Raw genomic sequence first — 23,119 nt, forward strand, 5'->3', positions numbered from 1 at the left:
ATCATCCGGGGTAGGGCGCACCCGGGCGCGCGTAGCGGAACCAGCAGATCACGGCGCAGATGATGCCGTAGATGACACAGATGAGGTACCAGGTGTACGGAGTCATCGCGGTGAGGGCGATGCCGACAAAGAACGGGCCGAAGGCCGCGATCGCGGCGGTGAAGCCGATGGCGCCGCCCGCCTGGCGGGCCGGCATGATCATCGGCATCTGCTTGAACGTCCCGGCGTTGCCGATGCCGGCGAAGAAGAACATCGCGATCATCGTCCACAGGAAGCCGGTGAACTCATCTGGGCTGTCGGGTCGGAGGAAGAACGTGCAGGCGAACAGGGAGATCGTCATCCCGATGATGGAGATAAAGGTCCACACGGCCCCGCCGAACCGGTCGCAGAGCGGACCCCAGACGATGCGAACCGCGGAGGCGATGAGGGGGCCGAGGAAGGCGTAGGTGACGCCCATCGGCAGCCCCTCCATGCCCGCGAACTGGGAGGCGTCCCCGTAGATGTTCTTGATGAGGAGCCCGAACTGGGCCGCGAACCCGGAGAACAGACCGAATGTCATGACGTACATCGCCGTCATGTACCACGTGTTCGCGTTCGAGAAGATGTCGAGCTGCTGGCGGATGTTCGCGGTGACCGGAACGTCCTTGAGGAGCGTGAAGGCGAGGATCGCGGCGACAACCGCCCAGGGGACGAAGACGATGGCGGCGTTGTAGACGAACACGGCGTCACCCGAGGACGTTCGCTGCGGCGAGAACGCCCCCATGCCGAGGAGCCCGAAGCCCATGAGCCACGGCCCGACCAGCTGGATGATCGACATGCCGAAGTTGCCGACGCCAGCCTGGATGCCGAGTGCGGTGCCGGACTTGGCCTTCGGGAAGAAGTAACCGGTCGACGGCATGTAGCCGGAGAAGGAGCCGCCGCCGATGCCGCACAGAAAGGACAGGACGAGGAGCCACCAATAGGGGGTGTTCGCGTCCTGGACGGCGAAGAACCAGCCGATCATCGGGATGATGAAGAGCAGCGAGGAGTACCCAACGAGGCGGCGGGTGCCGATGATCGGCGGCAGCACCATGTAGACGAGGCGGAGCAGGCCGCCGGACAGGCCGGGCAGCGCCGTGAGCCAATAGAGCTGGGCCGCGGTCAGGTCGAAGCCGATCTCGTTGAGCTTCGGGGCGATGGCGCTGACGAGGAACCACACGCAGAACGCGATGATCATCGAATAGGTCGACACCGTCAGCGTGAGCCACGCGCGCGCCGAGCTCCAGCGCTCCGGATCCTCCTTGTCCCAGTTGGACAGGTCCGGGTTCAGCTTCGATCCCTCAACTGCTTTCTGCATCTCTTCTCCCACCCAAGCGTGACGCACGACTCGAGAACAGAATTGCACGGTTTACGCCGTGAGAAACGCTGAAAGGGGGTGAAGTTCTCCGGATTTAGCGAAGAATTTTGTTGCCATAATGGAACGTCGGCCACACCTCGCCCGCAGGTGCGCAGCCACCTCGGGGAACCGGCCGCGCGAAGGCCTCGGAATAGCAGGAGGCGGGCACGAGCCTGTCAACCCCTGCACGATCCCTGGGGCGACCTGACAGTATTGACCCATGACCGGCAAGAGAGAAGCGAAACGGCGGGACAAGACCGAGCGGGTCCTCCAGGCCGCCAGGGAGGTCTTCTCCGGCGCGCCCTTCGACTCGGTGACGACGGCGCAGCTCGCCGACCGGGCGGGCCTGACGACGGGCACGTTCTTCCGCTACGCGGGCTCGAAGGCCGAGCTGTTCATCTATACCTACTCGACCGTGCTTGAGCAGTGCATCGAGCAGACCCGCGCACTGCCGCCCTCGGCATCCCGCCGGGACAGAATCCTTGCGCTGGCCGATCCGATGATCACGGCGACGGAGAATCAGCCGGGAAATGTGGCGGCCTTCCAGCGGGAGGTCCTCTTCGGTGTCGGCTCGGGCCCGAACCGCGAGCGCGCCCTCGGCCTCGTCATCGATTTCGAGAGAGAGCTCAAGACCATCCTCGACGGCGACAGGGATCTCGCCCACGCGCTCTACGCAACGCTGTACATGGCGGTTGTCCGCGTCTCGGTCGGCACGCTCAAGCCGGAGGACCTGCGCGCGAACGTTGAGCACAGGGTCGACTATCTGCTGAGAGTCCACGGCGACTAGGAGCGCCAATCGCGGAGTTTCGCGTCCTGGAATCCGGACAGAACTCTCCGGCGTGTCGGAGACAACAGGCCCGAATTCGGCCGCCGAAGACACCTCATACGACACCTCGGCACAGCCATGAAACGCTGACACAGGGCCGTTACACCTCAGTCACCCCGCGACATCGAGACCTGAGACCTCAACCACATTACCGCTCAGTAACTTACGATTAGGTAGGCTTCAAGAAGCAAAGTCGCTAAACTTCGAAAACAGAGCGCACTCCGTTTTGGTGCGTGGAGATCTGTTCAAGGAGTTGGATGCTGCGGACTGTGGAGTCGATCGACTCGACGAATGCTGAGCTGGCGCGTCAATGGGCGGCGGGCGAAGCCGCCGACGGCGACGCACTTCGTGCCCTTCACCAGAGCTCCGGACGGGGCCGACTCGGCCGCTCGTTCATCGAAACGCCCGGCGAGGCCCTCCTCGTCTCCATCCTCCGCATCCTGCCCGACAGCGAGACCCTCCGCAGCCACGTCGGCTGGTTGACCCTCGGCACGGGCCTCGCCATGGTCGCCGCCGTTCAGCCCGTCGCGGGCGGCCGCGTCAACCTCAAGTGGCCGAACGACATCATGCTCGATGGGAAAAAGCTCGGCGGAGTCCTCGGCGAACTACTCGATCCGGCCGACGGCGTCCTCCCGGTCGTCCTCGGCTGCGGCATCAACGCCATGGGGGCTCCCGTCCCCGGCTCGATCTCCCTGACCGACGCGGGGCTGCCGTCCGATGCGGACACTGTCGCCGAGATCCTCGACCGGTTCCGGGTCGAGGTCGATGCGCGGGTCGACGCCGTCATCGACAACAGGATCGATGAGCTCCATGCGGAGCTGGCAGAGCACTGCACCACTCCCGGCCGCGAGGTGCGGGTGACGACCGCGGGCGGCTCCACCATCGAGGGCATCGCACGTCAGATCGACATCGACGGCGCCCTCATCGTCGACACGGGCACTGACCGCGTGCGGGTCAGCGGCGCCGACGCTGACCTCATCTGAGAAGGAAACCAATGCTATCGACCATTCTTGTCGCCAATCGCGGCGAAATCGCCGCCCGGATCATCCGGACGATCCACGACATGGGGCTCACGGCTGTCGCAGTCTATGCCGACCAGGACCTCAACTCCCCCGCTGTGGCACTCGCCGATCAGGCGTACGCGCTCGGCGGGTCGACGCTGGCCGACACCTACCTCAATGGGGATCGGATTCTCGAGATCGCGACGAAGGTCGGGGCGGATGCCATCCACCCCGGCTACGGCTTCCTCTCCGAGGTGCCGGCCTTCGCCGACGCGGTGGCCGAGGCCGGGATCGCCTGGATCGGGCCCGCCGGCGCGACGATCACCCAGCTGGGCGACAAGATCGGCGCGCGCCGGACCGCGGTCGCGGCAGGTGTCTCCCCCGTGCCCGGCACGAATGATCCGGTTGAGTCGATGGAGGAGATCCGCGCCTTCGCGGCCGACTACGGCTTCCCGATCGTCGCGAAGAGGAGCGATGGCGGCGGCGGGCGCGGCATCGTCATCCTCCGCACCGACGCCGATATCGACGAGTTCGAGGCCCGGCACGCCGGCACCGGCGGCGACCTCGGCGCCTACTTCCTGGAGAAGTTCATCGAGTCAGCCCGTCACATCGAGACACAGTGCATGGCTGACACCCACGGCGGGTTCGCGGTCGTCACGACCCGCGACTGCTCCGTGCAGCGCCGCAACCAGAAGCTCATCGAAGAGGCACCCGCACCCTTCCTCCCCGAGGGCGTCGAGGAGACGGTGACAGCCTGGTCCGAGGCGCTGTTCCGCCAGACCGATTACGTCGGCCTCGGCACGTGCGAGTTCCTCCTCGACTCCGACGGCTCCGTCTACTTCCTCGAGGTCAACCCCCGCCTCCAGGTCGAGCACACGGTCTCCGAAGAGGTGACCGGCCTCGACCTCGTCGCCGAGCAGATCCGCATTGCCTCCGGCGAGGCGATCTCCGAGGTTCCGACGGTGCGCGGCCATTCGATCGAGCTGCGCATCACCTCCGAAGATCCGGGTGCCGACCTCATCCCGACCGCGGGCACCATCACGGAGCTCGAGTGGCCGAGCGGCCACGGCGTCCGTGTCGAGACGGGCGTGCGGGTCGGCGACGTCGTCTCCCCCGACTTCGACTCGATGATCGCGAAGCTCATCATCACCGCCGGAGACCGCGAGACGGCCATCAGGAGGTCGCTGCGCGCCCTCAAGGAGCTGACGATCGCGGGGATCGCGACGCCGAAGGACCTACTCGCCGACATCCTCCGCCACCCCGCCTTCGCCGAGGACTTCTCGGTGGGCACGAGGTGGATGGAGACGCAGTACCTGCCCAACGCGGACCTGCCCCAACCCTTCACCGGCGCCCCCACGGCCGACGACGCGTCGGACCGCCGGTGCTTCGTCGCCGAGATCGACGGACGGCGGCGGCAGATCAGCCTGCCCGCCGAGTTCTTCGCCTTCGCGGGCGCAACCGTCGGTGCGGCCCGCCCCCAGCAGCCCCGCCGCACCTCGGGCAGGAACGGTTCGGCGGCGGCCGGCACGGCCGCGGTCGCCGCCGACGGCGTCATGTCCGCCCCCATCCAGGCGATCGTCGTCCGCATCTCGGTCGAGGTCGGCCAGGAGGTGAAGAAGGGCGACGTCCTGCTCGTCCTTGAATCGATGAAGATGGAGAAGTATGTCCATGCTCCCTGCGACGGGACGGTGGCCGAGATCTACGTGACACCGGCTCAGAACGTTCCTGCACACACACCACTCATCAGACTGGAGGAGGACAGGTGAGCATCTCGACCCTGAGGGGCATCGTCTCGCGCGTCATGCCGGCGCGCAGGCACCACGCCCCCGTCATCAAGGCCGCCCGCATCGACTACTCGAAGATCGCGGAGACGGCCGAGGAGAAGGCGACCGCCTATCAGCATGCCAAGGGCAAGAACACGGCCCGCGAGCGCATCAACCAGCTTCTCGATCCCGACTCGTTCGTCGAGATCGGCCGGTTCGCGGGCGGCAACCCCGCGGACGGGTTCCTCGGCGCCGCGGTCGTCACCGGCTTCGGTGAGATCGCCGGGCGACCGGTGGCCGTCTATGCGCAGGACTTCTCGGTCCGCGGCGGCACCCTCGGCCGTGCGGAGGGTCAGAAGATCCTCGCGCTCATGGACAAGGCACTGGCGATGAAGATCCCGGTCGTCTCCATGCTCGATTCGGGCGGCGCCCGGATCCAGGAGGGCGTTGTCGCGCTCAGCCAGTACGGCCGGATCTTCAAGAAGACGTGTGAGGCCTCGGGCCTCATCCCTCAGATCTCGATGATCCTCGGCCCGTGCGCGGGCGGTGCGGTCTACGCTCCGGCGCTCACCGACTTCATCGTCATGACGAAGGAGAACTCCCACATGTTCGTCACGGGCCCCGAGGTCGTCAAGGCCGTCACCGGGGAGACCGTGTCGATGGCGGAGCTCGGCGGCGGCGAGCTGCACAACGTCCAGTCGGGTGTCGCGCACTACCTGGCGGACGATGAGACGGACGCGATCGACTACGTCCGTTCACTCCTGTCCTACCTGCCTTCGCACGCCGGTGAGCCGGCCCCGCACTACGATTACACCCCCTCCATCGAGGACGAGAAGGCCGCGGCCGAGGTCAAGAGCCTCGTGCCCGAAGAGTCCCGCCAGCCGTACGACATCGTCGAGGTCATCGAGCATCTCGTCGACTACGGGGAGTTCCTCCAGGTCCAGCAGGGCTTCGCAGGCTCAGTCGTCATCGGCTTCGCCTGCATCAACGGCTCCGCCGTCGGCATCGTCGCGGACCAGCCCAACAACAACGCGGGCACCCTCGACGTCGACGCCTCGGAGAAGGCGGCCCGGTTCGTCCGCTGCTGCGACGCGTACGGCCTGCCGATCGTCACCCTCGTCGACGTGCCCGGCTACCGGCCGGGCACCGAGCAGGAGGAGTCCGGCATCATCCGTCGCGGCGCGAAGCTCATCTTCGCGTACGCGAACGCGACGACCCCCATGGTCACCGTCGTCCTCCGCAAGGCCTACGGCGGCGCGTACATCGTCATGGGCTCGAAGTCCATCGGCGCCGATTTCGCGTTCGCGTGGCCCGATGCGGAGATCGCGGTCATGGGCGCCGAAGGCGCCGTCAACATCCTCAAGCGCCGCGAGATCGCGGCCGCCGGTCCGAACGAGAAGGACATGGCGGACACCCGCACGCGGCTCGCCGCCGAATATCAGGCGAACCACATCAACCCCAGCCTCTCGGTCGAGACCGGTGAGCTGGACGGGATCATCGATCCCGCACTCACCCGCCAGACCATCGCGGAATCTCTCGAAATCCTGCGGACGAAGGATCGTTCGTACCCCGGACCCAAGCGCCACTCCAACGGCCCGCTCTAAGAAGAAGGACACATGACGACGAAGACTTCACATTCATCCCGGACCATCGACAGCGAGTCCTCTTCCCGGAGCTTCATGCTGGACACCCCAGTCCAGCCCCTGGCCGCCAGCTTCATCTCCCGCCTCGCCTCGGGCGAACCCTACGTTCTCCTGTTCGCCGGCCAGGCCACCCCGTGGCGCGAGACCCTTGCCGAGATCGGCGAGGACTCGAACCTCGCGCACTCGATCCGCTCCCTCATCGCGGACTCTGACCGCCTCCTGGCACCGATCGCGGCCCCGCTGGCCGCCGCCGGCGCGGGTGCGCTCACGCTCGAGGGCATGAGTGCCTCGAATGACCCGGCCGTCTCGGTTCCCGGCATCACCGCCGCCCAGTACGCGCTCCTCCACGCCCTGTCCTCCGCCGGTCTCGACATCGGAGTCTCCCGCCCGGTCGACATCCTCGGCCACTCGCAGGGCATCCTCGGTGCCGAGCTCGCGAAGGCGTGGGCGACGAAGGACGCGGACGAGCTGTCCCGCACCTTCGCGATCGCCCGCCTCATCGGCGCCGCCGCATCACGCACCTGCCGTGCGGCCGGCATGGGCCACGCGACCCGCAGCCCGATGCTGTCGGTCCGCGACGTCTCCCGCACCGACCTCGAGGCAATGATCGAGGGCACGGGGGCGACGATCTCGATCGTCAACTCCCGCCGCCGCTTCATCGTCTCCGGCCACCCCGCAGCGCTCGAGCGCGTCGAGATCGCGGCCGCGGCCGCCGAGAAGGCCGATCGCGCCGAGCTCGCCGCGAAGACCCGCGGCGGTATGCCGCTCAGCCCGGTCCTCGAATACCTTCCGGTCGAGGCCCCCTTCCATCACGAACTTCTCCGCCCCGCCTACGACCAGGTGCTCGCCTGGGCGGAGGCCTGCGGCATCGACGGCGCTGAGCCGCTCGCCCGCGCCGTGCTCCTCGATCCGGTCGACTGGGCCGCGCAGGTGCGCGACGCCCAGCGCCACGGTGCCGACTGGTTCGTCGACCTCGGCCCCGGCTCGACCGTCGGCCGGATCACGACCGACGTGCTCGAGGGCACCGGCGCCGGCATCGTCTCCGCCGGTGCGCTCACCGACATCGATCGCCTTGCGGCGCCCGGCACGGAGCCGCAGCGCACCGCCGACTGGTCGAGGTTCGCCCCGCGTCTCATCGAACTCCCGACCGGTGTCGCGGTCGAGACCGCGTTCAGCCGCCTGACCGGCAACTCCCCCGTCCTCCTCGCCGGCATGACGCCCACGACCGTCGATCCGGAGATCGTGGCGGCCGCCGCGAACGCCGGTTTCTGGGTGGAGATGGGCGGCGGCGGTCAGGTGACCGCCGAGGTGTTCGCCGAGAATCTCGCGGGACTGAAGGCGCAGCTCAACGAGGGCCGCACCGCCCAGTTCAACGCCATGTTCATGGACCGCTACCTGTGGAACCTCCAGTTCGGTGGCCAGCGTGTCGTGTCGAAGGCCCGCGAGTCGGGCGCCCCGCTCGACGGCGTCGTCGTCTCCGCCGGCATCCCCGAGCTCGATGAGGCTCCCGAGCTCATCGCCACCCTCCAGTCCGAGGGCTTCCGCTACATCGCCTTCAAGCCCGGCACGGTCGCTCAGATCCGCCACTCGCTCCAGATCGCGAAGAGCGTCGACACGACGATCATCCTCCACGTCGAGGACGGTCACGCGGGTGGTCACCACTCGTGGGAGAACCTCGACGACCTGCTGCGCTCGACGTACGCCGAGATCCGCCGCCAGGAGAACGTCATTCTCTGTGTCGGCGGCGGCATCGGCATCCCCGAGCGGGCTGCCGACTACATCTCCGGCCAATGGGCGCTCGCCTACGACCTGCCGCTCATGCCCGTCGACGGTGTCCTCATCGGCACGGCGGCGATGACGGCGAAGGAGGCGAAGACGCAGGACTCCGTCAAGGAGCTGCTCGTCAAGACCCAGGGTGTGCCCGCGTCCGAGGGCGGCTGGGTCGGCGCCGGCCAGTCGAAGGGCGGCATGACCTCCGGTCTGTCGCACCTGCGCGCCGACATGTATGAGATCGACAACGACGCGGCCGCCTGTGCCCGTCTCGTCGCCGAGGTCGAGGGCAAGCCCGAGCTGCTGCGCTCGCGCCGTGCCGAGATCATCGAGGCCCTCAACAAGACGTCGAAGCCCTACTTCGGCGACCTGGGCGAGATGACGTACGCGGAGGTCGCGACCCGCTTCGCTGACCTGTCCCACCCGTGGGTCGACCCGTCGTGGCTCACCCGCTACCACGAGCTGCTCCAGCGCTTCGAGGCGCGCCTGTCGCCCGCCGACCACGGCCCGGTCGCGACCCTGTTCCCGACCGAGACTGACGTCGAGGACGGCCGCCCGGCCGCGGAGAGGCTCATCGAGGCCTACCCGCTCGCGGAGGAGCTCACGCTCACCCCGTTCGACTCGGCCTGGCTCATCGCCCTGTGCCGCAAGTACCCGAAGCCGATGGGCTTCGTGCCCGCCATCGACGATGATCTGCTCCGCTGGTGGGGCCAGGACTCCCTGTGGCAGGCCCAGGACGACCGGTACGATGCGGACGCTGTCCGCATCATCCCCGGCCCCGTCTCCGTCGCCGGCATCACGACCGTCAACGAGCCGATCGCACAGATCCTCACTCGCTTCGAGGACGCGACGATCGCGCGCCTCGAGGACAGTGCGGAAAGGCTGACCGCCTACTCGAAGCTCGCGAACGCAAAGGACGCCGCCGAGTACATCCGCGCCGTCCCCTTCATCTCCTGGACCGGGCACCTCATGGACAACCCGGCCCACACGCTCAGCCCGAACGCCTACGATCTCGAGATCGACGGCGATAAGGCGACGATCTCGGTCAAGCTCGACACGTTCTGGGACGGTTCCGACGCGTCCGTCCACGCCGTCCGCGAGCTTGTCATCCCCCTTCTCCTGCCCGAGTCGGTCCGGGACGGCGGCGTGCCCGTCGTCGATCCGGAGCGCCTGCCCGAGTCGATGTTCAACCTGCTCGCCGGCACCGCCGGCGTCGGCAACACCGCCGTCCAGGGCGACTTCATCCCGGCACTGCCGACGATGGTCGACTCGACGCGGAGTGCGTTCGGGGAGGCCCACTACTCGTTCACGCTGCCGGCAACCCTCGGCGCGGACCACACCGGCGTGACCGGCGGTGCGCTCGACCTCGACACGGCGACGATGGTGCCCGACGCTCTGCTCGGCACGTGCTGGCCCGCGATCTACGCGGCGCTCGGCTCGGCGCTCGTCGACGGCTACCCCGTCATCGAGGGCCTGCTCAACGCCGTCCACCTCGACCACACGATCCGGTTCGACCGCCCGGTCACCGACCTGCCGCTCGGCACGATCGACGTCATCTCCTGGGCCGACTCCATCCAGGAGTCGTCCTCGGGCAGGATCGTCGAGGTCGACCTCGACCTCTTCATCGACGGCGAGAAGATCGGCCACATGGAGGAGAGGTTCGCGATCCGCGGCCGCGCCTTCGGCTCGCAGCTGCCCGCCGACCCGCCGTTCGCGGGCGGAACGACCGCCGAGGTCGTCGACACCCCGCGGTCGACCCTCCTCAAGACGACGGTGACGGCTCCAGCCGACATGACCCCGTTCGCGTGGGTCTCGGGCGACTTCAACCCGATCCACACCTCGCACCGCGCGGCCCGCGTCGCCGGGCTCGAGGCACCCCTCGTCCACGGCATGTGGCTCTCCGCAACCGCTCAGCACGCCGCCTCCGCGGTCGATGAGAAGGGCGGAGCGCTCAAGCTGACCGGCTGGACGTACCGCATGTTCGGCCTGGTCGACCTGAACGACGAGGTTGACATCACCGTCGAGCGGATCGGCCGCCTCAAGGGCGGGGGCCTCGTCCTCGAGGTCACCTGCAAGGTCGGCAGCGAGCTCGTCTCGACCGGCACGGCCACGACCGCGGCCCCGTCGACCGCCTACGTCTACCCCGGCCAGGGCATCCAGTCCCAGGGCATGGGTCTGTCGGAGCGCGCCTCCTCGAAGGCCGTCGCCGACGTGTGGGAGCGGGCCGATGCCCACACCCGGAAGGTGCTCGGCTTCTCGATCCTCGCCCTCGTCCGGGACAACCCGGTCGAGCTCACCGCGAAGGGCGTCACCTACCGCCACCCGGAGGGCGTCCTCAACCTCACCCAGTTCACCCAGGTCGCACTCGCCACCCTCGCCTTCGCACAGACGGCGCGTCTGCGCGAGGCCGGTGCCGTCGTCGACGGCGCGTACTTCGCGGGTCACTCGCTCGGCGAATACAACGCGCTGTCCGCCTACGCGGGCACGATCGACCTCGAGACCGTCGTCGAGCTCGTGTTCCACCGCGGCGCGACCATGCACAACCTCGTGCCGAGGGACGAGCAGGGCCGGTCGAACTACCAGATGGGTGCACTGCGCCCGAACCAGTTCGGCGTCGGCCACGACGATGTCACGGACTACGTCGCGGGCGTCGCGAAGGCCTCGGGCGAGTTCCTCGAGATCGTCAACTACAATCTCGCAGGCCAGCAGTACGCGATCGCCGGCACGATCAAGGGCCTCGCGGCCCTGGCGGCCGATGCGGGCGAGCGTGCGAAGAGGGCCGGCGGCAAGGGTCCGTTCATGCTGGTCCCCGGCGTCGACGTTCCCTTCCACTCCGCCGTGCTCCACGACGGTGTTCCGGAGTTCCGCGACCGCCTGACCGAGCTCCTTCCCCAGGAGATCGACTACCGCCGCCTCGAGCACAAGTACATCCCCAACCTCGTGGCAACCCCGTTCGAGCTGACGCAGGACTTCGTCCGTGAGATTCTCACGGTCGTCCCCTCCATTCAGCTCGAGGCCGTCCTCGAGAACTGGGAGGAGCAGCTCACCGACAAGTCGGCCCTCGCCCGAATCATCCTCATCGAGCTCCTGTGCTGGCAGTTCGCCTCACCGGTCCGCTGGATCGAGACGCAGGATCTCCTGTTCTCGACCTCAAAGCTCGATGTCAACGAGATCGTCGAGATCGGCCTCGGCGCCGCTCCGACGCTCGCGAACCTCGCCTCGAAGACCCTGGCCCTGCCGGAGTACACCGACGCCTCGGTGACGGTTCTCAACGTCCAGCGCGACGAGAAGATCGTCTACCACGAGGACGTTCGGACCATCGCCGACGACGAGGAGCCGGAGGAGACCACCGCCGCCTCGGCAGCGCCCGTCTCTGCAGCGCCCGCCGCTGCGGCTGCACCCGCTGAGGCGGCACCGGCCGCCCCGGCCGCGCCCGCCGGTTCGGTCGAGCGTCCCGCCGACCTGCCCTACCGGGCATCGGATGCCATTAAGACCCTGCTCGCGTTCGCGAACAAGGTCCGTCCCGAGCAGATCGGTGCGGCCGACACGACGGGAACGCTGACCAACGGCGTCTCCTCGAGGCTCAACCAGCTGCTTATGGACTTCTCGGCCGAGCTCGGCCTGGCCAGCGTCGAGGGTGCCGCCGAGGCGGACGTCACGACACTGTCGGCCACGGTCGACCGCGCGGCCCACAACTACAAGCCGTTCGGCCCGGTTCTCGGTGAGGCGATCAAGGACAGGATCCGCAAGCTCTTCGGCGCCGCCGGACAGAAGCAGTCCTACATCGCCGAGCGCGTGACCGGCGTTTGGCAGCTCGGGGAGGGCTGGGCCGCACACACGACCGCGGCGATCCTCCTCGGCACCCGCGCAGGGGCCTCCGCCCGCGGCGGTGACCTTGCGACGCTCGCGACTGAGGCCGGCTCGACCGCTGACGTCAACGCGATCATCGATGCGGCCGTGGCCGAGGTCGGCGCCGCCCGCGGCATCCCCGTCGCCATCCCCACCGCCGGCGGCGGTGGAGGAGCGACCGTCGACTCGGCCGCACTGGACGAGTTCGCGGAGTCGATCACCGGTGACCGCGGCGTCCTCGCGGACACCGCCCGCCACCTGCTCAGCGTGCTCGGTCTGAACGAGACCACACCCGCGTCCTTCGACCATTCGGAGGAGGAGGAGCTCCAGACGCTCGTCGAGACCGTCGAGGCTGAGCTCGGCTCCGGCTGGGTCAAGCTGGTGACGCCGTCCTTCGACCCGCGCAGGGCCGTCCTGCTCGACGACCGCTGGGCATCCGCCCGCGAGGATCTGGCCCGCCTGTGGGCAGGCCAGGAGCTCCCCGAGTCCGTGTCCTTCACGGGTGCGGGCCGGGCCGTCGCCGACCAGGCCGCCTGGTGGGCGGGTAAGTCCACCGGTGCCCTCAAGGCGCGCTACGAGCAGATCGCCAAGGACGCGCTCGACGCGACCCCGGGTGAGTACTCGGGCCAGGTCGCGATCGTGACGGGCATGGCGCCGAACTCGATCGCCGGCGGCGTTGTCGCGGGCCTTCTCGCGGGCGGTGCGACCGTCGTCGCCACCGCATCGCGCGTCGACTCGGCTCGCCTGAGCTTCGCGAAGACCCTCTACCGGGAGAACGCGTCGGCCGAGGCCGCGCTGTGGCTCGTGCCCGCCAACCTCTCCTCGTACCGGGACGTTGACGCACTCGTCGAGTGGATCGGCGCGGAGCAGACCGAGACGGTCGGATCCGACGTCAAGGTGACGAAGCCGGCCCTCATCCCCGACCTGTTCTTCCCGTTCGCGGCACCGCCCGTCTCGGGCACCGCGGAGGACGCAGGCCCGGCGACCGAGACGCAGGCCCGCCTGCTGCTGTGGTCGGTCGAGCGGTCGATGACGGCACTGGCGAAGATCGGTGCGGACACGCATGTCGATCACCGCCTCCACGTCGTCCTGCCCGGCTCCCCCAACCGGGGCACCTTCGGCGGCGATGGCGCGTACGGCGAGGTCAAGGCCGCGTTCGACGCGATCGCCAACAAGTGGGAGGTCGAGCCGTGGGCCGAGCGCGTCACCATCGCGCACCCGAGGATCGGCTGGGTCGCCGGCACGGGCCTCATGGGCGGCAACGACCCGCTCGTCACCGCCGCACAGAAGGCCGGGATCCGCGTGTGGACCCCGTCCGAGATCTCGGGCGAGCTCCTCGCCCTGTGCTCGGCCGAGGCCAGGGCACGGGCCCTCGAGGGCCCGATCGACGCCGACCTGACGGGTGGCATGGGCAAGATCTCGATCGCCGCGCTGCGCGATGAGGCTGAGATCGTTCCCGACATCATCAAGACGGCCGCACCGACCCTGCAGGCGCTGCCCTCCCCGGTCCGCACGGCGCAGCCGACGGCCGAGTGGGGCCAGGTGTCCGCCTCGCTCGACGACATGGTCGTCATCGTCGGCATCGGTGAGGTCAGCCCCTGGGGCTCGGGCCGCACCCGGTTCGAGGCCGAGTACGGCATCCAGTCGGACGGCTCGGTCGAGCTGACCGCGGCCGGCGTGCTTGAGCTGGCGTGGATGACGGGCCTGCTCCGCTGGCGGGACACCCCCGTCGCGGGCTGGTACGACACGGACGACAAGATCGTCGACGAGGCCGACATCTTCGATCGCTACCGCGATGAGGTCGTCGCCCGCTCGGGCGTGCGCACCTTCGTCGACTCGATCGCCATCGATAACCTCACGAGCCCCGAGGGTGTCGAGATGTTCCTCGACAAGGACGTGACCTTCTCGGTCGACTCCGAAGAGGCCGCGAAGTCCTACGTGGAGGCCGACCCGGCGTTCACGGTCGCCCACGAGGTCGACGGCGAATGGCAGGTGACCCGCAAGCAGGGCGCGAGCAGCCGCATGCCGCGCCGGGCCGCGATGGCCCGCAAGGTCGGCGGCCAGTTCCCGACCGACTTCGACCCGACCCGCTGGGGCATCCCCGCCTCCATGGTCGAGTCGATCGACCGGATCGCCGTGTGGAACCTCGTCTCGGCCGTGGATGCCTACCTCTCGTCCGGTTTCACGCCGGCTGAGATCCTCCAGGCCGTCCACCCCTCCGATGTGGCGATGACCCAAGGCACCGGCTTCGGCGGGATGACATCGATGAGGAAGCTGTTCCTCGATCGCTTCCTCGCCGAGGACATCCCCTCCGACATCCTCCAGGAGACCCTCCCGAACGTCGTCGCGGCGCACACGATGCAGTCGTACATCGGCGGCTACGGGTCGATGATCCACCCGATCGGCGCCTGCGCCACCGCAGCCGTCTCGATCGAGGAGGGTGTCGACAAGATCGCCTGCAACAAGGCCGACTTCGTCGTCGCCGGCGCCATCGATGACATCTCCGTCGAGTCGATCGAGGGCTTCGCCTCGATGAACGCGACGGCGGATTCGGACGCGATGGCGGCGAAGGGCATCAACGAGCGCTTCTACTCCCGTGCGAACGATCGTCGCCGGGCAGGGTTCGTCGAGGCCCAGGGTGGCGGCACGGTCCTTCTCGCACGCGGCTCGGTCGCGGCGCAGCTGGGGCTGCCCGTCCACGGAGTCGTCGCGTTCGCCCAGTCCTACGCGGATGGTGCGCACACGTCGATCCCCGCACCGGGACTCGGCGCGCTCGCCGCGGGCCGCGGCGGGAAGTCCGCCAGGCTGGTGAAGAACCTCGCCGACCTCGGCGTCGCCGTCGATGACATCTCCGTCATCTCCAAGCACGACACGTCGACCAACGCGAACGACCCGAACGAGTCCGACCTCCACACGAGGCTCGCGGAGGCGATGGGCCGCGAAGTCGGCAACCCGATGTTCGTCGTCTCGCAGAAGACCCTGACCGGGCACGCGAAGGGTGGTGCCGCCGTCTTCCAGACGGCCGGTCTCGCCGACATCTTCCGCACCGGCAGGATCCCCGCGAACAGGGCCCTCGACAGCGTCGACCCGGCGCTCGCCGGCTCGTCCCGACTGGTCTGGCTGCGTGAGCCCCTCGAGGCTCCGACGACGATCAAGGCGGGCCTGCTCACCTCGCTCGGCTTCGGCCACGTCTCTGCCCTCGTCGCGCTGGTTCACCCGGCCGCGTTCGAGCAGGCCGTGCGCCAGGAGCTCGGCGAGGCCGCAGCCGAGGCCTGGCTCGCATCCGCAACCGCCCGCCTCCGGGCCGGCGTGCGCCGCCGCGAGGCCGGCATGCTCGGCCACGGGCCGCTCTACACCCCGATCGAGGATCGCCGCTTCAAGGGCGAGACGAAGGAGATCGAGGCCGCGATGCTGCTCAACCCGAAGGCTCGCCTCGCACAGAGCGGGTTCTTCCAGTGATCATCGGCGTGGGCGTGGACCTGGCCGAGGTGGAGTCCTTTGCTTCTCAGCTGGACTCCCCCGGCACGGTCTACGCCCGCGCCTTCACCGGCCAGGAGCAGCGCACCGCGAGGCTCAGGGCAGCGGTGTCCGGCTCCCCCGCCGCTCATCTGGCAGCCCGGTGGGCGGCGAAGGAGGCCTTCATCAAGGCCTGGTCCGCCGCCCTCATCGGTACCCCGCCCCCGATCAGCCAGGAGGACGTCGTCTGGTCGCAGATCGAGGTCGTCGCCGACCGGTGGGGCAGGCCCTCGCTCACCATCCATGAGCCGCTCGCCCGCACCGTCGCAGCATCGCTCGAGGAGCGGTACGGGCCGGGGTCGACGTCGTGGCACGTGTCGATGAGCCACGACGGCGGGATGGCGATGGCGACGGTGATCGGCGACTTCAGCATCGGCTCTGAGCGCGATCGCTGACCTAGAAATGTGAGCATCAACCAGCCCGTGCCTAAACAATCAGGACGGAATGCGGTGAAATCGACCTAAAATCTGCCGAACTGGGGATACTGCTATCATGCAGCATCTCAGAAGCAAAGGTTGAAGACAGATGACGCCTACTCCCGCATAACGATCTTATTGATTTCGATCCTGCTCGTTCCTGCGACGACGACGCTCGGCTATCCGGTGACATCCTTTGACAACCTTCAAGCGTCCGACACCGAACTTCATAGGCCGAGACAGGAACTACTCCAAGAGCTTTTCAGTGAGTCCGAAGACGGGCTGACTGAGGAGCAGCTAGCCGAGTTGGATAATCTACTGGACGAACTCGGCACCGATTCCATCGACTTGTTCGAATCCCCCGTTGGGACAATTGGTTTAGAATCCAACTCAGGCGGGATAATCATCAATCCCGGCCAGACTTTCCCTGACAGTGGCGCAACCTTCAGAGATCGGTGTTGGTCTTCTACCCAAGGCGTCTGGGTAAGGGAGTCAACTCAAAGACTCGCTACAAAGCCAACTTCTCAGTGCACCCATAAGCCACGGAGCATTTCGTTCATATCACAGTTGCGTTCCTGGGGGATCTGGTCGGCGACATTGCGTTATTCAGAGTCCTCTGGCGCGCTGGTACCCGTTCGTCCTTCATACACTTGGCTAGGTATGCAAGGAATGAAATGTCACAGTAGTCAAACGACGAAGTGGCAAGCAGTGAATATTCACTTCATCACAGATTACAAGGGGTGCAGGCACGTCTTACTCTCGAGAAGTGGGGTTTATTCTGTTGACTGCCGGCACCCCTAACCTCGGGAGCAATAATGGTGCAACTCAATTCACGGGGGCGCGAGCACAACCTGCTGGCGTCAATGCCCGCACTCTTCTTCTTTCTTTCACTCTCGACCATGGATCATCGTGTCATCGGAGAAGCACCGCTCGATCCTGTTACACATCTGTCCGGACCTGAGTCAGAAACAGCATCGCGTCTCACCCGCGCGGTAGCGGAGCGGGGAATGCCAGCGCTGTTCGGACCTATGGACGATGTACTCACCCACGTCGGTCGCATTGCCACAGAACTGAGCTTCGGTTCCCTCGCACCTCTAAATCGACCGGGATACCGGCTGTCGTCCTTCCGCGAGTGCTTTCGACCCCTCGCTCACGCCATCGCAGCTGAATCCGAGTTCACTTGGTGGTGGGAGGGCGCGCACACGCATCGGGTGACAGCAAAGGACATTGGAACCTCTCCAGGCAGGGATCTCGAGAATGAAAGCCGCTGGTCGAACCAGCCGCGCAGCTCAACGACGATTCAGACGACGCCAGGCCCCATCGGTCCGTACGAAAGTACTCTCGCGGTCTGCTTCGACAACGATACGGAGTTCGGCGGAGACCATCGTACGATGCAGCTGGCGGATCATGACTCCCTCGGACGTGGCCTGAGCATCGCATCGGCGGCAGACTGGGCTGCTCTTGTCGAGTACGCGAACACTCCGGTGACGAGCCGTTCCCGCAAACGCTACTGGTCAGAGTTCCTCGGCGAACGCCAGTCATGGGTATCTCCGGACTGGCAGAGAATCTCAGGGGCATACTCGTGGGTTGAACTGACGCTCGGCGGTTTCCTCTCCGCCGCCTATCAGCCCATTGACACGCGCGTCGGAACATCGGCGATCGTCGGATGGACGCCGGGGGCTACGGTCTTCTTCCACGTTGATACCTCGCCGTACCGCGGGTGGGCGGAGAATTGAAACTCTTCGAGGACGTCACATCTTCCTGAGAGCTTGTCGGGCGGAGGTTGGCAGTTCTTGAGAGCCGATCGTGCGTGCCGGCGATGAGGTGCTGGTCGGAGACTGGGATGGCGACGGGATCGATACCCTCGGCGTTCGCCGCGGCAACACGCTCTTCCTCAGGAACAGCCACGCCGGCGGCACCGCCGACGTCACGTTCAACTACGGACGTGTTGGCGATGAGATCCTCATCGGCGACTGGGACGGCAATGGAACCGACACCCTCGGCGTCCGTCGCGGCAACACGCTCTTCCTCAGGAACAGCCACGCCGGCGGCACCGCCGACGTCACGTTCAACTACGGACGTGTTGGCGATGAGATCCTCATCGGCGACTGGGACGGCAACGGGATCGACACCGTGACCGTCCGACGTGGGAGCGTCTTCTACGTCATCGACGCCCTCGTCGGAGGGAATGCCGACACGGAGTTCGCGTACGGTCGCGTCGGCGATGATGCGTTCGCGGGCGACTTTGATGGGGACGGCGCCGACACATTCGCGCTGCGCCGCGGGAACCAGTTCTTCATCAAGAACTCGCTCTCAGGCGGACCTGCGGACTCGACGGTTGTCTACGGTCGCGCCTCCGATCGCCCGCTTATCGGCGATTGGGACGGCGACGGCATCGACACCCCGGGTGTGAACCGCGCGGGCTGACCCGCTGCACCCTGACTGCGCCGCCCCTGGAGGGGCGGCGCAGTTGTCTAGTGTGGCGTGGTTCTGGGGACGGGAGGCACCTGCGAGTCGCGGCCGACTGGCTGGAAGCTGGGCTGGTTAACGGCGTGCTGGCCACAGCCGTTGAGCTGGCCGCGCTCACGCGCCAGGGTCGAGGGGCCGGGGGCACGGGCGGTGCGGGACAGATCCCTGTCCTTCGCCGTGTCGGCAGTTCCCCTATCCGCTGCGCTCGCGCCGATAGTCGCCGGGCACCTCGATCACCTTCGACTGGTTCCACGTCTGCTCCCAGCCGCCGACCTTGAGCAGGCCGTCGAGCAGGTGCGCCGTGAAGCCCCAGACGAACGCCTCCTCGAGGTGGAAGGCAGGGCCCTCGTAGGGTGAGCCGGGGATCGTCGCCGTGTAGCGGATCTCGGGGTCGGCAAGCGTCGTGAGCTTCGGCAGGAAGACCGAATCGACCTCGCCCTCGTCGACGACGCGGGGCCTCTCATCGATGCCGATGATGCCGAGGATGGGGGTGATGAGGCTTTCGGAGGCTGCCAGCGACATGTCGGGCAGCTCTCCAAGCACTCTCACCTTCGCCGGCTCGATGCCGACCTCTTCATGGGCCTCCCGCAGGGCGGCCTCAACGACAGTTTCGCCCGGGTCGAGACTCCCACCCGGAAAGGCGACCTGACCCGGGTGGAAGCGCAGGGTGAGGGCTCGGCGGGTGAGGACGATCCTCGTGTCGTCCTCGTCGGTGAGCGCCATGAGCACCGCCGAGGCCCGACCGCCCCGGGCGCCCCGGCTGAGCGGAATGGGGAGGTCGCCGAACCTGTCGACGAGGTCATGGAAGCGGCTCATTCACTCATTATGATCGACGATCACTCAAACGGGCAGTAGCTCACCCTTGGCTCCCGGGGCCGACTCGGTGAGAATGGGACTATGAGTGACATCGCAACCACCACGAAGCTCTCGATCGTCGGGGCGGGATCTGTCGGATCCTCCCTCGCCTACTCCGCCCTCCTCCGCGGCTCCGCCAATACCGTCGCCCTCTACGACCTCAACACGGCGAAGGTCGATGCGGAGGTCCTCGACCTCGCGCACGGCAGCCAATACATGAGCCAGTCCCAGATCATCGGCGGCAGCGATGTCAGCTGCGTGGCCGGTTCCGACATCGTCATCATCACCGCGGGCGCCCGCCAGGACCCGGGCCAGTCCCGACTCGACCTCGCAGGCACGAACGTCGAGATCCTCTCCTCCCTCCTGCCCCAGCTCCTTGAGCAGGCACCGAATGCGATCTACATGCTCGTCACGAACCCGTGCGACGTCCTGACGACGGCAGCGATGAAGATCTCCGGGCTTCCGCGCAACCGTGTGCTCTCATCCGGCACCGTGCTCGACACATCCCGCCTGCGATGGCTGGTCGGCCGGGAGATCGGCCTCTCGCCCCGCTCCGTCCACGCCATGATGGTGGGTGAGCACGGTGATACCGAGTTCGCCCTCTGGTCGTCGGCGTCGATCGGCCAGGCCCCCCTCATCGAATGGGAGGACGAGGACGGCCGCCGGGTCTTCGACGAGGCGCGGCTCGACGCCCTCGAGGCGGAGGTGACCGGCTCCGCCTACAGGGTCATCCAAGGCAAGGGTGCGACGAACTATGCGATCGGCGTCGCCGGCGCCCGCATCGTCGAGGCGATCCTCGGCGACCAGAAGGCGGTCCTGCCCGTCTCGACCCTGCTCGACGGGTACCACGGCATCTCCGGCGTCGCACTCTCCGTGCCGTCCGTCGTCGGCCGCAACGGCGTCGAACGGACCCTCACGTTCCCCATGAACGAGCGGGAGGAGGCGAAGCTCACCAAGTCCGCCGAGGCGCTGCTCGCCGTCCAGAAGTCACTCGGGATCTAGAAGCCCTTCAGCCTCTGGACATCCCTCGCCCTCGAGAAGTCCTTCAGCATTCGACAATCCGGCCCGGGGCCCTGCCCCGGGCCGGATCTCTACACTGGGGACATGCTCTTCCGACGCCGTCGCACACGCGAGTCCGCACCCGTCACCGATCCCGAGATCGACGCCTCGATCCATTGGCTGGGGTCCCGGGGTCTGGTTGTCCGCGATGCGGTGAGCCGCGAGGACTGGATCGCAGCGACCGAGGATCCGACCGACCCGCTCTCGCTCGCAGCAGCGAGGATCGATGGGGCGCCCTGCGTCGAGGTGCAGCTGGCGGTGACGCTCAGCGCCGCTGACCTTACTGAGGGGATCGATGCGCTCGCCGACGGCCTCGGACTGCCGATCGACGAGGCAGCGGTCCGTGACGACACTCTTCGGTTGCGCAGCGGAACCACAGAGCTGACGTTCTCGCGGGATGGCCGGGACACAGGCGACGTCCTCCTCGAGGTTGTCGAGGCGTTCACCGACTCCGCCCACGTTGCCCTGCGCCGTGGGCTCAACTTCGCGATCGTCCACCGCGACATCGCCCCGCAGGCTGAGGCGCTCTTCCGGTGAGGCCAGGCGACGGATCAGCCTGATCTCGACCACTCAGCGGCGGATCTGCAGGTGGGCGAGTACGTCCCGCGCTCGCGGACTCATCTCCCTCGCCCCCTCCTCGGATTCCAGGTGGATGACGTACCGCAGGCCGCCCTTGACCGTGTACCAGGTTTCCGACGTGCGGTTGACCTGCCGGTAGCGGAGCCCAGCGGCGGGGGCCGCGTCGATCATGCGCTCACCGATGGCCACGGCCTCAATGCCCCGCCCCTCAAGCTCAAGCACCCGGCGGTCGCGGTGCTCGCGGGCGGTCATCGTCGACGGAATCCCCTCCTGGATGACAATGCGGCTCCCGGCACCCTCACCGGCCGTGAGCTCGGCGGCCAGGATCGCGTTCCAATAGCCGGTCGCCGACCCCTCGAGGTCCTGCCAGCCGTCCACGACGATCTCGACGGACGTCACTGGGCTCACCGCCGCGGGCGGATCATCCGCGGCAAGGCACGCGGACAGTGCAAGCGCCGCCGCCAGCACGGCACCCACACTGCGGAACCCCTTCATCCCCCGAGTGTAGCCAGCGATCTGTTGACGGCGCCGGGCGGTGCAGCAGGCGCCGCGCCCGCACTCCCGCTCACGAAAGGCCCCGCCTCTCACCATCTGCCCAGGTAGGCTCGGTGTACAGGCCGAGAGGGGACGCTGCCATGGAATTCGATGTCGCTGTCATTGGCTGGGGGAAGGGCGGCAAGACGATCGCCGGGGCACTCGCGCGAGCGGGGAAGAGCGTCGCCATGATCGAGCGGTCGACGGACATGTACGGCGGGGCCTGCATCAACGTCGCCTGCATCCCCACCAAGGCTCTCATCCACTCCGCTGAGATCCGCCCCGAGAAATCGTTCGACCCGGACTACTTCGACCAGTCCGTCGAGCGGCGGGACTCCCTGACGGAGGCAATGAGGGGCAAGAACTATTCGATGCTGGCGGACCTCGAGACCGTCACCATCATCAACGGCACGGCCCGCTTCACGGGCCCCCACAGCCTCCTCGTCGAGGCGGGCGATGAGGCGCTTGAGGTGACGGCTGAGACGATCATCATCGACACGGGGTCGATCCCGCGCCTGCCGGAGGTTGCCGGCGCCGAGCTGGGCGGCCGGTTCCACACGTCTGTCACCCTGCAGCATGCTCCTCTGCCCGAGCATCTCATCATCGTCGGCGGCGGCTACATCGGCATCGAGTTCGCGTCGATGTTCGCCCAGTATGGGTCGGAGGTGACGGTTCTCGACAAGAACCCGCGCCCCCTCCATAGGGAGGACTGGGACGTGGCGGCCGAGGTGTTCGACTCCCTCGCCGATTCTGGCGTTCGCCTCGTCTCAGGGGCGACGGTGCTGAGGCTCTGCCAGGAGACGGACTGCGCCGCGGTCCAATATCTGTGGAATGACCAGGAGCAGACGGTGCGGGGCGATGCTGTCCTCATCGCCCTCGGTCGCAGGCCGAATACGGACGGGTTGGATCTGGCCGCAGCCGGCATCGAAACGACCGAGACCGGCGCCATCAAGGTCGATGAGCGGCTCGCGACATCCGTACCGGGCGTCTACGCAGTCGGAGACGTCAACGGCGGGCCCCAGTTCACCTACATCTCCCTCGACGACAGCCGCATCGTCCTCGACCAGCTGACCGGATCGGGCACGCGCACGACGGCGGACCGTGTCGCCGTGCCCTCAACGATCTTTACAACACCGCCGTTCTCGAAGGTCGGTATGACGGTCGAGGAGGCCCGAGCCGCGGGCCACACGGTCAAGATCGCAGTCAAGAAGGTCTCCGACATCGCCGCCATGCCACGGCCGAAGATCGTCGGCGACCCCCGCGGGATCATCAAGATCGTCGTCGATGAGGCCACCGACCTCATCCTCGGCGCCGCCCTCGTCCACGTCGATTCCCAGGAGGTCATCAACCTCGTGGCGCTGGCGATGCGGCACGGGGTCACGGCCTCCGAGCTGAGGGACACGATCTACATCCACCCCTCCTCCACGGAGGCTCTCAACGAGGTGCTCGCGTCGATCTGAGCCC

Annotated in this window: 14 protein-coding genes; 11 read left to right on the forward strand and 3 right to left on the reverse strand. The window is 67.4% G+C overall.

All coding sequences use genetic code 11. The features are described from left to right. Nucleotide 1: 1 nt before the first annotated feature. Nucleotides 2–1,336: a nitrate/nitrite transporter gene (locus tag EJO69_RS07545; protein ID WP_211331385.1), complete on the reverse strand. Its 1,335-nt coding sequence runs from the start codon at nucleotides 1,334–1,336 to the stop codon at nucleotides 2–4. A gap of 259 nt (nucleotides 1,337–1,595) precedes the next feature. Here EJO69_RS07545 and EJO69_RS07550 point away from each other — a divergent pair, with 259 nt between their 5' ends. From EJO69_RS07550 to EJO69_RS07585, 8 genes are all read left to right on the forward strand, one after another. Next, nucleotides 1,596–2,162 carry a TetR/AcrR family transcriptional regulator gene (locus tag EJO69_RS07550; RefSeq protein ID WP_126040694.1) on the forward strand — a complete coding sequence of 189 codons (567 nt, stop codon included), beginning with the start codon at nucleotides 1,596–1,598 and terminating at the stop codon, nucleotides 2,160–2,162. 296 nt (nucleotides 2,163–2,458) lie between these two features. Next, nucleotides 2,459–3,184, forward strand: a complete 726-nt coding sequence (locus EJO69_RS07555) for a biotin--[acetyl-CoA-carboxylase] ligase (RefSeq protein ID WP_126040696.1) — start codon at nucleotides 2,459–2,461, stop codon at nucleotides 3,182–3,184. A gap of 11 nt (nucleotides 3,185–3,195) precedes the next feature. Continuing rightward, nucleotides 3,196–4,968: an acetyl/propionyl/methylcrotonyl-CoA carboxylase subunit alpha gene (locus tag EJO69_RS07560; RefSeq protein ID WP_126040698.1), complete on the forward strand. Its 1,773-nt coding sequence runs from the start codon at nucleotides 3,196–3,198 to the stop codon at nucleotides 4,966–4,968. A 35-nt stretch (nucleotides 4,969–5,003) separates the two neighbouring features. Continuing rightward, nucleotides 5,004–6,569, forward strand: coding sequence for an acyl-CoA carboxylase subunit beta (locus EJO69_RS07565; protein ID WP_126042434.1), 1,566 nt, complete (start codon nucleotides 5,004–5,006; stop codon nucleotides 6,567–6,569). Nucleotides 6,570–6,581: 12 nt separating this feature from the next. Beyond that, nucleotides 6,582–15,686, forward strand: coding sequence for a type I polyketide synthase (locus tag EJO69_RS07570; protein WP_126040700.1), 9,105 nt, complete (start codon nucleotides 6,582–6,584; stop codon nucleotides 15,684–15,686). Beyond that, nucleotides 15,683–16,138 carry a holo-ACP synthase AcpS gene (acpS, locus tag EJO69_RS07575; protein WP_245993570.1) on the forward strand — a complete coding sequence of 152 codons (456 nt, stop codon included), beginning with the start codon at nucleotides 15,683–15,685 and terminating at the stop codon, nucleotides 16,136–16,138. Before EJO69_RS07570 ends, acpS begins: the two co-directional genes overlap by 4 nt. A gap of 836 nt (nucleotides 16,139–16,974) precedes the next feature. Continuing rightward, the gene (locus EJO69_RS07580; protein WP_126040702.1) at nucleotides 16,975–17,895 is read left to right on the forward strand and encodes a hypothetical protein; all 921 of its coding nucleotides are present in this window, start codon (nucleotides 16,975–16,977) and stop codon (nucleotides 17,893–17,895) included. Between the two features lie 70 nt (nucleotides 17,896–17,965). Beyond that, entirely contained in the window at nucleotides 17,966–18,586 is a 621-nt protein-coding gene (locus tag EJO69_RS07585) for a hypothetical protein (protein WP_126040704.1), read from the forward strand. A 234-nt stretch (nucleotides 18,587–18,820) separates the two neighbouring features. On the opposite strand, the gene EJO69_RS07590 is transcribed toward EJO69_RS07585, so the two are convergent. Then, nucleotides 18,821–19,444: an NUDIX hydrolase gene (locus EJO69_RS07590; RefSeq protein ID WP_126040706.1), complete on the reverse strand. Its 624-nt coding sequence runs from the start codon at nucleotides 19,442–19,444 to the stop codon at nucleotides 18,821–18,823. Nucleotides 19,445–19,525: 81 nt separating this feature from the next. On the opposite strand from EJO69_RS07590, the gene EJO69_RS07595 reads away from it, so the two are divergent. Both EJO69_RS07595 and EJO69_RS07600 read left to right on the forward strand, forming a co-directional pair. Then, on the forward strand, nucleotides 19,526–20,485 hold the full coding sequence (locus EJO69_RS07595) for an L-lactate dehydrogenase (RefSeq protein WP_126040708.1): 960 nt from the start codon (nucleotides 19,526–19,528) through the stop codon (nucleotides 20,483–20,485). 102 nt (nucleotides 20,486–20,587) lie between these two features. Further along, nucleotides 20,588–21,079: a hypothetical protein gene (locus tag EJO69_RS07600; protein WP_126040710.1), complete on the forward strand. Its 492-nt coding sequence runs from the start codon at nucleotides 20,588–20,590 to the stop codon at nucleotides 21,077–21,079. A 33-nt stretch (nucleotides 21,080–21,112) separates the two neighbouring features. Here EJO69_RS07600 and EJO69_RS07605 read toward each other — a convergent pair whose 3' ends face one another. Then, complete coding sequence (locus tag EJO69_RS07605) at nucleotides 21,113–21,616, reverse strand: hypothetical protein (protein ID WP_126040712.1); 504 nt, start codon at nucleotides 21,614–21,616, stop codon at nucleotides 21,113–21,115. A gap of 140 nt (nucleotides 21,617–21,756) precedes the next feature. Here EJO69_RS07605 and EJO69_RS07610 point away from each other — a divergent pair, with 140 nt between their 5' ends. Next, a complete protein-coding gene (locus EJO69_RS07610) occupies nucleotides 21,757–23,115 on the forward strand; it encodes an FAD-dependent oxidoreductase (protein WP_126040714.1) in 1,359 nt (452 codons plus the stop codon). Nucleotides 23,116–23,119: the final 4 nt, after the last annotated feature.

It is taken from the genome of Flaviflexus salsibiostraticola, assembly GCF_003952265.1.
Classification (GTDB): domain Bacteria; phylum Actinomycetota; class Actinomycetes; order Actinomycetales; family Actinomycetaceae; genus Flaviflexus; species Flaviflexus salsibiostraticola.

What these genes read in the sequence shown, in the direction of transcription:
- EJO69_RS07595 (WP_126040708.1), top strand. Translation starts at nt 19,526, where the DNA reads ATGAGTGACATCGCAACCACCACGAAGCTCTCGATCGTCGGGGCGGGA.
- EJO69_RS07590 (WP_126040706.1), bottom strand. Translation starts at nt 19,444, where the DNA reads ATGAGCCGCTTCCATGACCTCGTCGACAGGTTCGGCGACCTCCCCATT.
- EJO69_RS07555 (WP_126040696.1), top strand. Translation starts at nt 2,459, where the DNA reads ATGCTGCGGACTGTGGAGTCGATCGACTCGACGAATGCTGAGCTGGCG.
- EJO69_RS07550 (WP_126040694.1), top strand. Translation starts at nt 1,596, where the DNA reads ATGACCGGCAAGAGAGAAGCGAAACGGCGGGACAAGACCGAGCGGGTC.
- EJO69_RS07580 (WP_126040702.1), top strand. Translation starts at nt 16,975, where the DNA reads ATGGTGCAACTCAATTCACGGGGGCGCGAGCACAACCTGCTGGCGTCA.
- EJO69_RS07600 (WP_126040710.1), top strand. Translation starts at nt 20,588, where the DNA reads ATGCTCTTCCGACGCCGTCGCACACGCGAGTCCGCACCCGTCACCGAT.
- EJO69_RS07565 (WP_126042434.1), top strand. Translation starts at nt 5,004, where the DNA reads ATGCCGGCGCGCAGGCACCACGCCCCCGTCATCAAGGCCGCCCGCATC.
- EJO69_RS07610 (WP_126040714.1), top strand. Translation starts at nt 21,757, where the DNA reads ATGGAATTCGATGTCGCTGTCATTGGCTGGGGGAAGGGCGGCAAGACG.
- EJO69_RS07605 (WP_126040712.1), bottom strand. Translation starts at nt 21,616, where the DNA reads ATGAAGGGGTTCCGCAGTGTGGGTGCCGTGCTGGCGGCGGCGCTTGCA.
- EJO69_RS07560 (WP_126040698.1), top strand. Translation starts at nt 3,196, where the DNA reads ATGCTATCGACCATTCTTGTCGCCAATCGCGGCGAAATCGCCGCCCGG.
- EJO69_RS07570 (WP_126040700.1), top strand. Translation starts at nt 6,582, where the DNA reads ATGACGACGAAGACTTCACATTCATCCCGGACCATCGACAGCGAGTCC.
- EJO69_RS07545 (WP_211331385.1), bottom strand. Translation starts at nt 1,336, where the DNA reads ATGCAGAAAGCAGTTGAGGGATCGAAGCTGAACCCGGACCTGTCCAAC.